At 60.6% G+C, this 13,753-nt stretch carries 11 protein-coding genes; 9 read left to right on the plus strand and 2 right to left on the minus strand.

The features are described 5' to 3' along the window. Positions 1-124: 124 nt before the first annotated feature. A complete protein-coding gene (locus AC1DE4_RS04425; RefSeq protein WP_025658483.1) occupies positions 125-1,144 on the minus strand; it encodes a LacI family DNA-binding transcriptional regulator in 1,020 nt (339 codons plus the stop codon). A 181-nt stretch (positions 1,145-1,325) separates the two neighbouring features. Here AC1DE4_RS04425 and AC1DE4_RS04430 point away from each other — a divergent pair, with 181 nt between their 5' ends. The 9 genes from AC1DE4_RS04430 to AC1DE4_RS04470 all read left to right on the plus strand — a co-directional run bounded on the left by AC1DE4_RS04430 (position 1,326) and on the right by AC1DE4_RS04470 (position 12,587). Beyond that, on the plus strand, positions 1,326-2,354 hold the full coding sequence (locus AC1DE4_RS04430) for an ABC transporter substrate-binding protein (protein WP_169679847.1): 1,029 nt from the start codon (positions 1,326-1,328) through the stop codon (positions 2,352-2,354). 80 nt (positions 2,355-2,434) lie between these two features. After that, positions 2,435-4,669 carry an ABC transporter permease gene (locus AC1DE4_RS04435; RefSeq protein WP_477880175.1) on the plus strand — a complete coding sequence of 745 codons (2,235 nt, stop codon included), beginning with the start codon at positions 2,435-2,437 and terminating at the stop codon, positions 4,667-4,669. Continuing rightward, positions 4,666-5,727, plus strand: coding sequence for an ABC transporter ATP-binding protein (locus AC1DE4_RS04440; protein ID WP_477880177.1), 1,062 nt, complete (start codon positions 4,666-4,668; stop codon positions 5,725-5,727). The genes AC1DE4_RS04435 and AC1DE4_RS04440 overlap by 4 nt, the downstream gene beginning before the upstream one ends. A gap of 35 nt (positions 5,728-5,762) precedes the next feature. After that, on the plus strand, positions 5,763-6,563 hold the full coding sequence (locus tag AC1DE4_RS04445) for an inositol monophosphatase family protein (RefSeq protein ID WP_477880179.1): 801 nt from the start codon (positions 5,763-5,765) through the stop codon (positions 6,561-6,563). A gap of 178 nt (positions 6,564-6,741) precedes the next feature. After that, on the plus strand, positions 6,742-8,049 hold the full coding sequence (gene ugpB, locus AC1DE4_RS04450; RefSeq protein WP_477880181.1) for a sn-glycerol-3-phosphate ABC transporter substrate-binding protein UgpB: 1,308 nt from the start codon (positions 6,742-6,744) through the stop codon (positions 8,047-8,049). A gap of 65 nt (positions 8,050-8,114) precedes the next feature. After that, positions 8,115-8,996: a sn-glycerol-3-phosphate ABC transporter permease UgpA gene (ugpA, locus tag AC1DE4_RS04455; protein WP_477880183.1), complete on the plus strand. Its 882-nt coding sequence runs from the start codon at positions 8,115-8,117 to the stop codon at positions 8,994-8,996. Between the two features lie 9 nt (positions 8,997-9,005). After that, positions 9,006-9,854, plus strand: coding sequence for a sn-glycerol-3-phosphate ABC transporter permease UgpE (gene ugpE, locus AC1DE4_RS04460; RefSeq protein WP_025658489.1), 849 nt, complete (start codon positions 9,006-9,008; stop codon positions 9,852-9,854). Next, positions 9,854-10,897: a sn-glycerol-3-phosphate import ATP-binding protein UgpC gene (locus tag AC1DE4_RS04465; RefSeq protein WP_477880185.1), complete on the plus strand. Its 1,044-nt coding sequence runs from the start codon at positions 9,854-9,856 to the stop codon at positions 10,895-10,897. The genes ugpE and AC1DE4_RS04465 overlap by 1 nt, the downstream gene beginning before the upstream one ends. Before the next feature lie 286 nt (positions 10,898-11,183). Continuing rightward, the gene (locus AC1DE4_RS04470) at positions 11,184-12,587 is read left to right on the plus strand and encodes an ATP-binding protein (RefSeq protein WP_477880187.1); all 1,404 of its coding nucleotides are present in this window, start codon (positions 11,184-11,186) and stop codon (positions 12,585-12,587) included. A gap of 124 nt (positions 12,588-12,711) precedes the next feature. Here the strand turns inward: AC1DE4_RS04470 and AC1DE4_RS04475 are convergent, their stop codons facing one another. After that, positions 12,712-13,704: a dihydroxyacetone kinase subunit DhaK gene (locus tag AC1DE4_RS04475; RefSeq protein WP_477880189.1), complete on the minus strand. Its 993-nt coding sequence runs from the start codon at positions 13,702-13,704 to the stop codon at positions 12,712-12,714. Between the last annotated feature and the right edge of the window lie 49 nt (positions 13,705-13,753).

Below are 13,753 nucleotides of genomic sequence, written 5' to 3' on the forward strand. Positions count from 1 at the left end.
GTCCTCGTCGCTGTCGACCTTCGCCATCCGGCGTGGTCAGGTCGTCATGTCGCGGCACCAGCCCGGAGCCGGTATGGACGACGTTGCGCGTCTGCGCAGCATGCTCGCTGTGCCGGTAGCGGTGTTATGATTTCCTGGCGCGAATAGACTTTCGCCAAAGCAGTTCGGCCCTCAACCTGATGGACTGAACCTCGCCTTGGCCGTCCTCCCGCTCGAACTTGGTCAACCACTCGACGGCCCTTGAAGCGATTTCGGCGACCGGCTGTGCGAATGTCGTCAGTTCGTAGGATGACCAGGACGCCTGCTCGATATCGTCGAAGCCGGCGACGCAGAGTTCGTCCGGAATGGATATGCCGAACTGGTGGCGTGCCGCATCCATGAAACCGCAAGCCAGGAGGTCAGTGGCGCAGAAGACGGCGTCGGGCCGCTCCTTGGCCGTCAGCAGGCGATGGGCGAGAACGCGCCCGGCCTCATAGCCCGTCCAGCCGTGACGTTCGACGATGACATCCATTCCAAGCGCGCGCGCGCCGGCAACGAATCCGCGCTCGCGCCCCATGAGACTAGGCGTCCCCGCTTCGGAATTGGCAAAGGCAAGCCGGCGGCAGCCGGCCCGCACGAAGGCGGTCAGGATGCGTCCGCCGGCCTCGTCGTCGTCGAGATTGATCCGGAGCGGGCCAGGCTGATCGTCGTCGCGGTTGATCAGCACCAGGCGCTGGCCATTGCGCAGACAAAGCTGCGTTATCGACTTGTCGGGAAGCCCGGAAAGAATGACCGATGCATCGGCGCGATAACGGATGGCCTGTTGCAGCGCCCGGTCGACGCTGCCGTCGGAGCGATCCGTGTTGATGAACATCGCCACCTTGCCGGCATTCTGCAGCTGCAGCGTCAGCTCCCTGAGCAGCGCCGACCGATACGGCGTCGCGACCTCGGAAACGATAAGGCAGACGATGCCGCTTTCGTTGCGCATCAGGCCTCGGGCAAGATGGTTGACGTGGTAGCCGAGCTCCTCTGCCGCCTGCAGCACCCGTTCGCGCGTCTCTGCCGAAACGCTCGCTCCCGGGGTGAAGGTTCGCGAGACGGCGGAACGCGATACGCCGGCCCTTTCGGCGACTTCCTGTGCACTAACGAAAATTTTCGACCGCACCTTTCCCTCCCGCACGGTCTTTCTTAGCCGTTTGTTGCACGTGCGTGCAAGCGGTCTTGCACGAGACTTTTATGACAGTTTTGCGAAAAACGAGTTGACAGTTATTTTGCCCGTATGCAAGCTCTGCACACGCTTGCAAGAGCGACCGGCGTGGAGGCGCCGTCACAACCAGGAGGAAATCATGCGACCGGTCAAGTTGGCCGCGGCACTGCTTGCCGCGGGTGTATCCTTTGTTGCCTTTTCGGCTCATGCCGCCGGCGATCTCAATGTCATCTGCTCGGCGGATTCGCAGGTCTGCGACCTGATGAAGGGTCTGTTCGAGAAGCAGACCGACATAAAGGTGAACATGGTTCGCCTGTCGGCTGGCGAGACCTATGCGAAGATCCGTGCCGAGGCACGCAACCCGAAGACGGATATCTGGTGGGCCGGCACCGGCGATCCCCATCTTCAGGCAGCCGCCGAAGGCCTGACCCAGGAATACAAGTCGCCGCTGTTCGATCAGCTCCAGGACTGGGCCAAGAAGCAGGCCGAGAGCGCCAAGTTCCGCACGGTCGGCGTTTATGCCGGCGCGCTCGGCTGGGGCTACAACTCCGAAATCCTTGCCAAGAAGGGGCTGAAGGAGCCGAAATGCTGGGCTGACCTGCTCGATGCGAGCTACAAGGGTGAGATCCAGATCGCCAATCCGAATTCGTCCGGCACCTCCTATAACACGCTTGCCACGCTGGTGCAGATCATGGGCGAGGACAAGGCTTTCGATTACCTCTCGAAGCTGAACGCCAATGTTTCTCAATACACCAAGTCCGGTTCGGCGCCGGTAAAGGCGGCCGCGCGCGGTGAATCCACCATCGGTATCGTCTTCATGCACGACGCGGTCGCCCAGACCGTCGAGGGTTTCCCGATCAAGGCCGTCGCGCCATGCGAAGGCACGGGCTACGAAATCGGTTCGATGTCGATCGTCAAGGGCGCCAAGAACCTGGAAAACGCCAAGAAATGGTACGATTGGGCGCTTTCCGCCGAAGCGCAATCGCACATGAAGGAAGCGAAGTCCTATCAGCTTCCGTCCAACAAATCCGCCGAGGTGCCGAAGGAGGCGCCGAAGTTCGAGGACATCAAGCTCATCGATTACGATTTCGCGAAATACGGCGATCCCGATGTTCGCAAGGCGCTTCTTGCTCGCTGGGACAAGGAGATCGGCGCCAAGGCGAACTGAACCTGACTTCGCCGTGCCCGGGCCGGACTATGTTCGGCCCGAAGGCACAACTGAAACCGGATGAAGACGCGGACCCGACCATGACACATAGCAATCGACGGCTCGATGTCGCTCTTCTTCTCGGCCTTGCTGCCTTCGTTCTCCTTCCGTGGTACCGGATCGAAGGTGGCTTTTACAGCTTCGGCTGGCTTTCCGGCTTTCCAGCTGACCCTGCCGCCGCGCCTGGCGTTTTGCAGATATTGATGCACGGACGCTGGTGGCTTGCCGGCGCCCTCATGTTCCTGTTCGTGGGCGGCTCGGCGCGCCTGATGTCCGATCCGATCCGCCGCGGTCGGCTGCTTGCCTTGGCAGGTGGCCTCGGCTTTGCCTTCCTGGCGCTGCAGGGATTGGCAATTACCTTCTCCGGCTGGAGCTGGACGATTAGCGAAATGCTTTTCGGTACGCTCAACGATGGGCAGCCCTCGATGGGTACCGGCGCCATCCTTGCCGGCATCGTTTTCGTGCTTCTCTTTTCCTTCGGGCTTGCCGAACGCGGCGTCATGAAAGGTGATGCCTTTCTTGTCGGCGCCATCGTCATGTTGATCGTGCTGGTCGCAATCTTTGTCTTCTACCCGGTCGGCAGCATGTTCGTCGGCGCCTTTCAGGCCTTCGATGGGTCGTTTGATACGAGCGGGTTCGTGACCAATATTCAGGACGCGTCCGTCTGGAGTCTCGACTGCCTGGTTGGTGGCGACCGCTGCGGCGTCGCCTGGCGCACGCTCTGGCTCGCGATCCTGACGGCCAGCGGCGCGACGCTCCTCGGCCTCTGCTTTGCGCTGGTTGCGACGCGCACGCGATTTCCCTTCAAGAAGGGGTTAAGGCTGCTGACGATCTTGCCGATCATCACGCCGCCCTTCGTCGTCGGTCTGGCGCTGACGCTGCTCTTCGGGCGTGCCGGCGTCGTCACCCAAACGGTGGCAACTCTTCTCGGTGCGGAACCGGGCCGCTGGCTCTATGGACTGACGGGCATCTGGATCGCCCAGGTTCTTTCCTTCACGCCGATCTCTTTCCTCGTGCTCATCGGCGTGGTGGAAGGCGTCAGCCCCTCGATGGAGGAGGCGTCTCAAACCTTGCGTGCCGACCGCTGGCGCACCTTCTGGCGGGTGTCGCTGCCGCTGATGAAGCCCGGTCTCGCGAACGCGTTTCTGATTGCCTTCATCGAGAGCATGGCGGATTTCGGCAATCCGATGGTGCTTGGTGGCAGCCATGGCGTGCTGTCGACGGAGATCTTCTTCGCCGTCGTCGGCTCGCAGAACGATCCGTCACGGGCCGCCGTCCTTGCGATGATCCTGCTTCTCTTCACCATGTCGGCCTTCATCGCGCAGCGCTTCTGGCTCGCCGGCAAGAGTTTCGCGACCGTGACGGGCAAGGGGGATTCAGGCGCCCATATCGCCCTGCCGCGCGGACTTTCGATCGGCGTGCATGCGATCGTCATTCCCTGGATGATCTTCACCATCGTCGTCTACGCGATGATCCTCTTCGGCGGCTTTGTCCGCACCTGGGGCCTCGACAACACGCTTACCGTCGAGCACTACGTGAAGGCCTTCTCGATCGGCTGGCGCGACGATGGTGGCATTGCCTGGACGGGCGTCGCCTGGAACTCCTTCTGGACGACAATGGAGATCGCCCTGATCTCCGCGCCGCTGACAGCAGCCGTCGGCCTCTTGACGGCCTATCTGATCGTTCGTCAGCGGTTCGTCGGCCGCAACCTCTTCGAATTTGCACTGATGATGAGCTTTGCCATTCCCGGCACCGTTATCGGCATCAGCTACATCATGGCCTTCAACTTGCCGCCGCTCGAAATGACCGGCACGGCGCTGATCCTCGTTGCCTGCTTTGTCTTCCGCAACATGCCGGTCGGCGTGCGCGGCGGCGTGGCGGCCATGAGCCAGCTCGACAAGAGCCTCGACGAGGCGTCGCTGACACTGCGCGCCGACAGCTTCCGCACCATCCGCAGGGTTATCCTGCCGCTGCTTCGGCCAGCAATCACCGCAGCACTCGTCTATTCCTTCGTCCGTGCCATCACCTCGATTAGCGCGGTCATCTTTCTGGTCAGCGCGAAGTACAACATGTCCACCGCCTATATTGTCGGCCTTGTCGAAAACGGCGAATACGGCGTGGCGATCGCCTATTCCTCGGCGCTTATCCTGGTGATGATCGTCATCATCGCCGGCTTCCAGCTTCTCGTCGGCGAGCGCCGGCTGCGGCGCGAAAACCGCGTCGCGCTTGCCGGTAAAGCCGCTTCCGCGCCTCTCGGTCAGGAGAAAACCGCATGAGCAACACCGCCGCCGGGTCCGTCGTCTTCGAAAATGTCCGCAAGACCTTCGGTGCCTTCACAGCGATCCCTGATCTTTCGCTGACCATCGAGCCGGGTACGCTCGTCACGCTGCTCGGACCATCGGGCTGCGGCAAGACGACGACACTGCGCATGCTGGCCGGACTGGAACATCCCTCGGCCGGCCGGATCCTGATCGGCGGCAAGGATGTCACGGCCCTTCCGGCTAACGAGCGCGACGTCTCGATGGTGTTCCAGTCCTACGCGCTGTTTCCGCACATGACGGCGCTCGATAATGTCGCGTATGGCCTCGAATCCTCCCGCATTCGCCGCAAGGAGGCCCGCGAGCGGGCGGAGGAGGGGCTGAAGCTGGTCGGTCTCGCCGGCATGGGCCAGCGCCTGCCGGCCGAGCTTTCCGGTGGCCAGCAACAGCGCGTCGCCGTCGCCCGCGCCCTGGTGCTGGAGCCGCAGGTCCTGCTGCTCGACGAGCCGCTTTCCAATCTCGACGCCCGCCTTCGCCGGCGCGTGCGCACTGAGATCCGCGATCTTCAGCAGCGTCTCGGCTTCACCGCGGTCTATGTCACGCATGACCAGGACGAAGCCCTTGCCGTTTCCGACCGCATCATTGTCATGAAGGATGGCCAGATCGCACAGGCAGGTGCGCCGCGCGACCTCTACGACGCACCGGCCTCCGCCTTCATCGCCGACTTCATGGGAGAGGCCAACGTGCTGCCCTGCGACATCGTCGGCGTCGAGGGCGACAGCGCGACGATCAGCGTCGAGGGGCTGCAGCATCGGGTTGCGGGCCGCAACATCCGCACCGGACCGGCGCAGCTCGCCATTCGTCCGAACGCCATCACCCTTGCGCCGCGTACCTCCGATGGATCGTTCAATGGCGAGATCACCCATGCCGCCTATCTTGGCGACCGCGTCGAATACGAGGTCAAGACGAGCAACGGTACGCTTTTCGTCGTCGACCCGGCTGTCGAAAAGGCGCTCGCGCCGCGAACGGAAGTGACGATCGGCTTCAAGAGCCGTGGCATCGCCATTATCGGTTGACCCCAAACCCGTTTTGACAAGAAGGATATTAGTTCATGACGTCGCATGTCATCTCCGGTCTCGAAGCCCGTCTCGCGCTTGCTGAGGCGGTTGCCCGTGAGGCAGGCGAAGTGGCGCTCGATTATTTCAGGAAGCGCGAAACCCTCGTCATCGAGACCAAGCGCGACCCCCAGGACGTCGTTTCGATCGCCGATCGCGAAGTCGAGAACCTGATCCGCGCCCGCTTTCATCAAGCCTATCCGGGCGACGGTGTCCTCGGCGAGGAGTATGGGCTCGAACATGGCGCCTCGGGCTTCACCTGGGTTGTCGATCCGATTGACGGCACGAGCCCATTCGTCAACGGCATGCCGAACTGGTGTGTTTCGATCGGCCTTCTGCACGACGACGTTCCCGTGCTTGGCGTCATTTCCGCGCCCTGCCACGGCGAACTCTATGCCGCGGCACTCGGCATGGGTGCGACGCTTAACGGCAAGACGCTGACGCTCGACCCCTCGCGCAACATTCGCAACGCGGTGACGGGAATCGGTGCCAACAACTACGTCTCGCCGGCTTTCGTCGGGAAGATGGTCGAAAGCCTGCTGGACGCCGGCGGAAATTTCGTGCGCAACGGCTCCGGCGCGCTGATGCTCGCCTATGTCGCGGCGGGCCGGCTGGTTGGCTATTACGAGCCCTACATGCATGCCTGGGACTGCATGGCCGGCTATTGCCTGGTGAAAGAGGCGGGCGGCTGGTACCACCCTTTCCCGACACAGGGCGAGATGCTCACGAAAGGCGCGCCGGTGCTTGCCGCCGCGCCAGGCGCGATCGAGGATTTGAGGAGTATCGCCGGCCTTTGAGGCGATCTTCGCTCCGATGCTCGACAGATTGCGAAAGCGTCCTAGTTCTCTTCGATTGCACAGCTTTGCATTAGGAGTTCGCCGCTTTCGGGAAAAGACAGAAGAGGATTTCCGGAACGATCGAGGAGGATCGTCCGGAAAAGGTGGCAGACGATCGCCAAAACCACAGGGAGGAATTATGTCCAAACGTCTACTTTTCGTTTCCGTCGCAGCCGCGACCCTTTCGGCCGGTGCCCAGCACGCCTTTGCGGTGACCGAACTGCAATGGTGGCATGCCATGGCCGGCGCCAATAACGAGGTCGTCGAAAAGCTGTCCAAGGAGTTCAACGAGAGCCAGAGCGAGTACAAGATCGTCCCGGTGTTCAAGGGCACCTATCCGGAAGCCCTGAACGCCGGCATCGCCGCCTTCCGCGCCAAGCAGCCACCGGCAATCCTGCAGGTCTTTGACGCCGGTAGCGGCGTCATGATGGGGGCAGAGGGCGCCGTCATGCCGGCTGCCCAGGTGCTGGAGAAGGGCGGTTACAAGTTCGACAAGTCTGAATATCTGCCCGGCATCGTGGCCTATTACTCGAAGCCGGACGGCACGATGCTGTCCTTCCCCTACAACTCCTCTTCGCCAATCCTTTACTACAACAAGGATGTCTTCAAGAAGGCCGGCCTCGATCCGGAGACGCCGCCGAAAACCTGGCCTGATGTCTTCGAGGCAGCCAAGAAGATCAAGGCGAGCGGCGCAGCCCCTTGCGGACTTACCTCAACATGGCTGACCTGGATCCAGACGGAAAACCTTGCCGCGTGGAACAACGTCGCCTACGGCACCAACGAGAACGGGCTTGGCGGCACGGATGTGAAGCTCGAATTCAACTCGCCACTCTTCGTCCAGCATTTCCAGGCGATCGCCGATCTCGCCAAGGACGGCACCTTCCGATACGGCGGCAGGACCTCGGAGGCAAAGCAACTCTTCACCTCCGGCGAATGCGCCATCATGACGGAATCCTCGGGTGGCCTCGGCGACATCGTCAAGTCGGGGATGAACTACGGCATCGGTCAACTGCCCTATTATGATGGCGAGGGGCGGCCGCAGAATACGATCCCCGGCGGCGCGAGCCTGTGGGTCTTCGCCGGCAAGTCGGATGCGGAATACAAGGGCATCGCCGAGTTCTTCCATTTCCTCTCCCAGACCAAGATCCAGGCGCGACTGCATCAGGTTTCGGGCTACATGCCGGTCACCATGGCGGCCTACGAGGACACGAAGAAGTCCGGCTTCTATGACAAGAACCCTGCTCGCGAAACGCCGATCCTGCAGATGATGGGCAAGGCGCCCACCGAAAATTCCAAGGGCGTTCGTCTCGTCAACCTGCCTCAGGTCCGCGACATCATGAACGAGGAATTCGAGGCGATGCTCGCCGGCAAGCAGGACGCCAAAGCGGCGCTTGACAAGGCGGTCGAGCGAGGCAATGCGGCGATCCAGCAAGCCCTGGGCAACTAACAGACGCCACCTGCCGCCCGTGGTCGAAGCCGCGGGCGGTTACTACCGTTTGTCAGGAGCCTCATTTGCAGCGTGTTGTTTTTCCAAACAAGATCCTTCCCTATCTCCTGGTCGCGCCTCAGATCGTGCTTACCGTGGTCTTCTTCTTCTGGCCGGCAAGCCAGGCGCTTTACCAGTCGACGCAGCGCGAGGATCCCTTCGGACTCAAGAGCGGTTTTGTCGGCCTCGCCAATTTCCGGGCGGTTCTCTCTGATGAGAACTATCTGCACTCGCTGCAGGTAACCGTCGTCTTCAGCATCTCGACGGCGCTGCTATCCATGGTCCTGGCGCTGGCGCTTGCGACTGCCTCCGACAAGGTGGTGCGGGGGCAGTCCTTTTACCGGACGCTGCTGATCTGGCCCTATGCAGTGGCACCCGCCGTTGCCGGCATGCTCTGGCTCTTCATGTTCAATCCCGCCATGGGCACCTTTGCCTATCTGCTGCGTCGGAACGGCTTCGGCTGGGATCCACTGCTGAACGGCAACCAGGCCATGCTGCTGGTGATTGTTGCGGCCGCCTGGAAGCAGATCAGCTATAATTTCCTCTTTTTCGTCGCCGGGCTGCAGGCAATCCCGAAATCGCTGATCGAGGCGGCGGCGATCGACGGTGCGCGCGGCAGCCGGCGCTTCTGGACGATCGTCTTCCCGCTTTTGGCGCCGACCACCTTCTTCCTGCTTGTGGTCAATACCGTTTACGCCTTCTTCGACACGTTCGGCATCATCCACGCGGTTACCGGGGGTGGTCCGGCACGGGCGACCGAAACGCTGGTCTACAAGGTCTTCAACGATGGCTTCGTCAATCTCAACCTCGGCTCCTCGGCGGCACAATCGGTCATCCTGATGGCAATCGTGATTGCCTTGACCGCCTTCCAGTTCCGCTTCGTGGAACGCCGCGTTCATTATGGGTGAGGCAGGCTGATGATCGAAAAACGTCCCCTGGCCACGCTTCTCGGCCACCTGATGCTGATCCTCGGCATCGTCATCGTCGCCTTTCCGATCTACTACACCTTCGTCGCCTCGACGATGAGCTCGGCGGAGATCCTGCGACCGCCGATCTCGCTGCTGCCGGGTGCGCACTTCTCCGGAAATTACGGCGAAGCGCTCTTCGGTGGTGTCGAGCGCACCGTCGGTGTCAGTCTCGAGCGGATGCTCTGGAACACCTTCGTCGTTTCCTTCGTCATCGCGGTCGGCAAGATCGCGATTTCCTTTCTGTCGGCTTTTGCGATCGTCTTCTTCCGTTTTCCCTTCCGCATGGGTTTCTTCTGGATGATCTTCATCACGCTGATGCTGCCGGTCGAAGTCCGTATCCTGCCGACCTACAAGGTGATCGTCGATCTCGGCATGATCGACACCTACGCCGGTCTGACGCTGCCGCTGATGGCGTCAGCGACGGCGACTTTCCTGTTCCGGCAATTCTTCCTGACGATCCCGGGCGAGTTGGTCGAGGCGGCACGTATCGATAGCGCCGGTCCCTTCCGCTTCATGCGCGATATCCTGCTGCCGCTATCGCGCACCAATATCGCCGCGCTTTTCGTCATCCTCTTCATCTACGGCTGGACACAATATCTTTGGCCACTGCTCGTGACCAACGACGCGCGCATGACGACGATCATCATTGGCTTGCGCAAGATGGTGGATTTTGCTGATGCGGCGACCCCGTGGAACTTCGTGATGGTGACGGCGATCCTGGCAATCATCCCGCCAGTCCTCGTCGTCGTGCTCATGCAGCGCTGGTTTGTCAAAGGTCTGGTGGAAACGGAGAAATAATGGCCGGAATCAAGCTTAACGACGTCCGCAAGTCCTATGGCGGCGGCATCGACGTGATCAAGGGCGTGTCGCTCGACATCGCCGAYGGCGAACTCCTCGTCCTCGTCGGCCCCTCGGGCTGCGGCAAGTCCACGCTGCTGCGTATGATCGCCGGACTGGAAGGTATCACTGCCGGCGAGATCGGGATCGGCGGGCGTAGGGTCAACGAGCTGGAGCCCTCCGAGCGGGACATCGCCATGGTCTTCCAGAATTATGCGCTCTATCCGCATATGACGGTACGCCAGAACCTCGCCTATGGCTTGAAGAACCGCAGCACGCCCAGGGACGAGATCGACAGGCGCATTGCCAAGGCGGCTGCTTCGCTCGAGATCGAGCCCTACCTTGAGCGCAAGCCGCGCCAGCTTTCAGGTGGCCAGCGCCAGCGTGTGGCGATGGGCAGGGCGATCGTGCGCGAGCCCGCCGCCTTTCTCTTCGACGAGCCGCTCTCCAACCTCGACGCCAAGCTGCGCGTACAGATGCGGGTCGAGATCAAGCGCCTTCAGCGGTCACTTGCAACCACCAGCGTTTACGTCACGCATGACCAGATGGAGGCGATGACCCTCGCCGACCGGCTGGTCGTCCTGAACGGCGGCCTGATCGAGCAGGTCGGCACACCGATCGAGCTCTATGAGAAACCCGCAACAACCTTCGTCGCGACCTTCATAGGCTCGCCGGCGATGAACCTGTTTTCGACCGACAATCCGAGCCTGACATTGAGCAACCGAGACCGTCTTCCAGCCGAAACCGCCACCATCGGCATCCGCCCGGAGGATTTCCATCTGGCTGGGGGCGCAGAACCCGCGGCCCTTGCCGCCGATGCTCGCGTCGCCGCTGTCGAGCTGATCGGCGCTGAAAGCTACGTTCACGCAACGCTGCCGACCGGCGACAATGTTGTCTTTCGTGTCGCGGGCCGATCAAGAATAGAGATCGACGCCCCGGTGCGGATTGCCGCCAAGGCAGAGAGACTGCACTTCTTCGACCGAAGCAACGTTCGGGTGCAGTAAGAGACTGACCCCTTTTATTGCCTCCGAGGCGTTCCACCAAGCCAACCGAGACTGCACGATTCTTTCTGGCGATATACGGCAGTGCGGTAACCATACGGCCGAGGCCGCGGAGGCTGTAATTTCGTTGGCGGGCGTTCAAATTAGAACGCTGCGACGCCCTCGATACAAGTCGTGACGTCGCCACAGAGCCTGGAGCGCGCAGAATTTGACAAGCTGATCGTCAATAAGGTAAACACGATTAAGGTAATCACGATTAAGGTAATTATAATTACCACAAGGCAGGCATATGCAGTTTCTCGGGCGCGAACGTGAACTCAAGCTGGTGCGGATCGAATTGGATTCGCAACGACCTTCCCTCATCATCGTATTTGGCCGACGGCGGATCGGCAAATCGCGGTTCCTTCGGGAGGCCGCCAAGAACCGCCCAGAAATCTACTTTCAGGCGACCCGCGTCTCATCACTTTTGAACCTGGAACAGTTCAAATCCGATGTCGGAAAGGCAATCGGATCAAAGCCACAGCTCGAAGCCCTGTCAAGCTGGGAGGGGGTACTGCACTATGTTGCCGAGCGTGCCGGCGAGCATCCGGGATTGATCGTCACGATCGACGAATTTCCCTATCTGCTTGATAACGAGCCAGCACTGCCATCGATCGTGCAGAAATTCTGGGATTCCGGCGCACTTGCAGATGGGGCGATGAAACTGATCCTTTGCGGCTCTGCCATTTCTCAAATGGAAGACCTGTTGGCGGAACGGAACCCGCTTTACGGGCGAAAAACCCTGTCGCTCGACATGAAGGCCTTGCCCCTTGTCGACGTCGCCAAGTTTTTCCCGGAGTACACGGCCGACGACATTATCAGAACCTATGCGATTTTCGGCGGCATTCCCTACTATCTTCAGCTTTGCGACGCTCAGGAACCGCTCCGCAACAACGTCATCAAACTCTTGCTCACAGAGACAGGCACCCTGATCGACGAACCGAACACGCTGCTGCAAACCGAACTCAGAGAGCCGTCCTTTTACTCAAGCGTGGTTGCGGCTATATCTGGCGGTTGCAACACTAAGTCGGAGATCGCAAACCGACTGGGTGTCAAAGCAGACGGCATTGGACCGTACCTGGCAAAACTACTCGCGCTTGATTTGATCGATAATTCGAAATCGCTGGATGCCGACGAAAAGGGCCGAAACCGCCGCTATCGCGTTGCCGACAGCCTGATGTCGTTCTGGCATCGTTTCGTGCGACCAAACCTGAGCGCGATCAGCAGCGGGTTTGGCGAGGAGGTTTACGACCGCGTCGTGGAGCCTCGGTTCTCCGAATATATGGGGATTGCGTTCGAACCGATCACCCTTCAATTTGCAAGGCTCCATCTGCAGGAGGTCGTTGCGGTTCCGACGCAGGAGGTTGGCCAGATTTGGGGTCACCCCGATTTCGACATCGATGTCGCGGGGCGATTGTTGGATGGTGCATTTTTCTATGGCGAATGCAAATGGCGATCGCGCGTGATCGACCTTGGCCACGTCCGATTGTTGCGTGAGCGATCCGAGAAAACGACTTACGGGGAAGGAGCGACGGGCAAGCACTACCTGTTTTTCAGTAGAAGTGGTTTTTCAAGCGATGTCGAGAGTTTGGCGAAAGAAGACGAGCGGCTGCATCTGATAACCCCAGAAACACTGGTAAGACCGCCTCGGTAGAGGCGACAGCGTGGGCGCATTGCCGCTCCCAACGCGCCGCCTGACGCATGTGGCACTTGCTCCATAACGTCGGTAATTTCTGTAGTAAATCAGATGCCTAAGCTGCTTTTGGTAGGTGACCGCCCTAGCACCCCCAGCGCAATGCCGCCGTCGCAACGGGCGAATCCCAGAGGAAGAGTTCTTCCTCCCTGAGGATGGCGAGCGTGACCGAAAGACCCTGCATCTCGAGGGAGGTGGCGTAAGTGCCGACCAGCGAGCGTACGATCCTCAGGTCATGATCCGTCATGAAGCGGTGGGCAGTATTGTAGGCGAGATAGAGTTCGGCCGGTGGCGTGCCGCCAAGTCCATTCACGAAAAGCAGTGCCTTGTCCGCAACCGGAGCGACTTCGTTGAAGACTGTCACGCTCAGATGCGTGATGATGGCATCTGCGTTGGAGAAGGGCTCTCTCTCGTGGCCTGGTTCCCCGTGAATGCCGACGCCCATTTCTATCTCACCCGGGCCGAGCGCAAAGGTTGATCGCTGCGTGTGCGGCACCGTTACGCCCGTCAATGCGACACCCATCGATCTGATGCGGGGCGAAAGATCACCGGCAAGGGCTTTCAATTCGGCGAGCGCCATTCCCTTTTCGGCTGCGGCGCCGAGAAGTCTCTCAACGATGACGGTACCGGCAACACCGCGTCGGCCGCGCCCGTCCTGCGTCCGCGCCGTTTCGACGTCGTCGCTCACGATCACCATTTCAATCTTGTGGCGGCTCGATGCCATCTCTGCCGCCATTTCGAAGTTCATGACATCGCCGTCGTAGTTTTTCACCACGAGCAGGCAGCCAGCCCCGGTATCCGTTTCCTCGATCGCGCCAACGATCTGGTCCGGAGTCGGAGAGGTGAAGATATGCCCGACACATGCTGCATCGAGCATGCCGCGACCGACGAAACCGATATGCATTGGTTCGTGACCCGCGCCACCGCCGGAGATGATTGCCACCTTGCCCGGAACGAGGTGACGACGGCGGACAAATTTACGATCAGCGCCGAACACAACGAAGTCCTCATGGGCGCGCACAAATCCGTCGAGGCTTTCGGCGACCATTGTTTCCGCTGTATTCATGAATTTCTTCATCAAGCCCCTCCCAAGGCGATGATCATCTAGCGCCTCGTCGCGCGCAATG

This window comes from Rhizobium sp. 10N414 (assembly GCF_056394785.1).

What these genes read in the sequence shown, in the direction of transcription:
- ugpB (WP_477880181.1), top strand. Translation starts at nt 6,742, where the DNA reads ATGTCCAAACGTCTACTTTTCGTTTCCGTCGCAGCCGCGACCCTTTCG.
- AC1DE4_RS04445 (WP_477880179.1), top strand. Translation starts at nt 5,763, where the DNA reads ATGACGTCGCATGTCATCTCCGGTCTCGAAGCCCGTCTCGCGCTTGCT.
- AC1DE4_RS04430 (WP_169679847.1), top strand. Translation starts at nt 1,326, where the DNA reads ATGCGACCGGTCAAGTTGGCCGCGGCACTGCTTGCCGCGGGTGTATCC.
- AC1DE4_RS04475 (WP_477880189.1), bottom strand. Translation starts at nt 13,704, where the DNA reads ATGAAGAAATTCATGAATACAGCGGAAACAATGGTCGCCGAAAGCCTC.
- AC1DE4_RS04440 (WP_477880177.1), top strand. Translation starts at nt 4,666, where the DNA reads ATGAGCAACACCGCCGCCGGGTCCGTCGTCTTCGAAAATGTCCGCAAG.
- AC1DE4_RS04470 (WP_477880187.1), top strand. Translation starts at nt 11,184, where the DNA reads ATGCAGTTTCTCGGGCGCGAACGTGAACTCAAGCTGGTGCGGATCGAA.
- AC1DE4_RS04435 (WP_477880175.1), top strand. Translation starts at nt 2,435, where the DNA reads ATGACACATAGCAATCGACGGCTCGATGTCGCTCTTCTTCTCGGCCTT.
- ugpE (WP_025658489.1), top strand. Translation starts at nt 9,006, where the DNA reads ATGATCGAAAAACGTCCCCTGGCCACGCTTCTCGGCCACCTGATGCTG.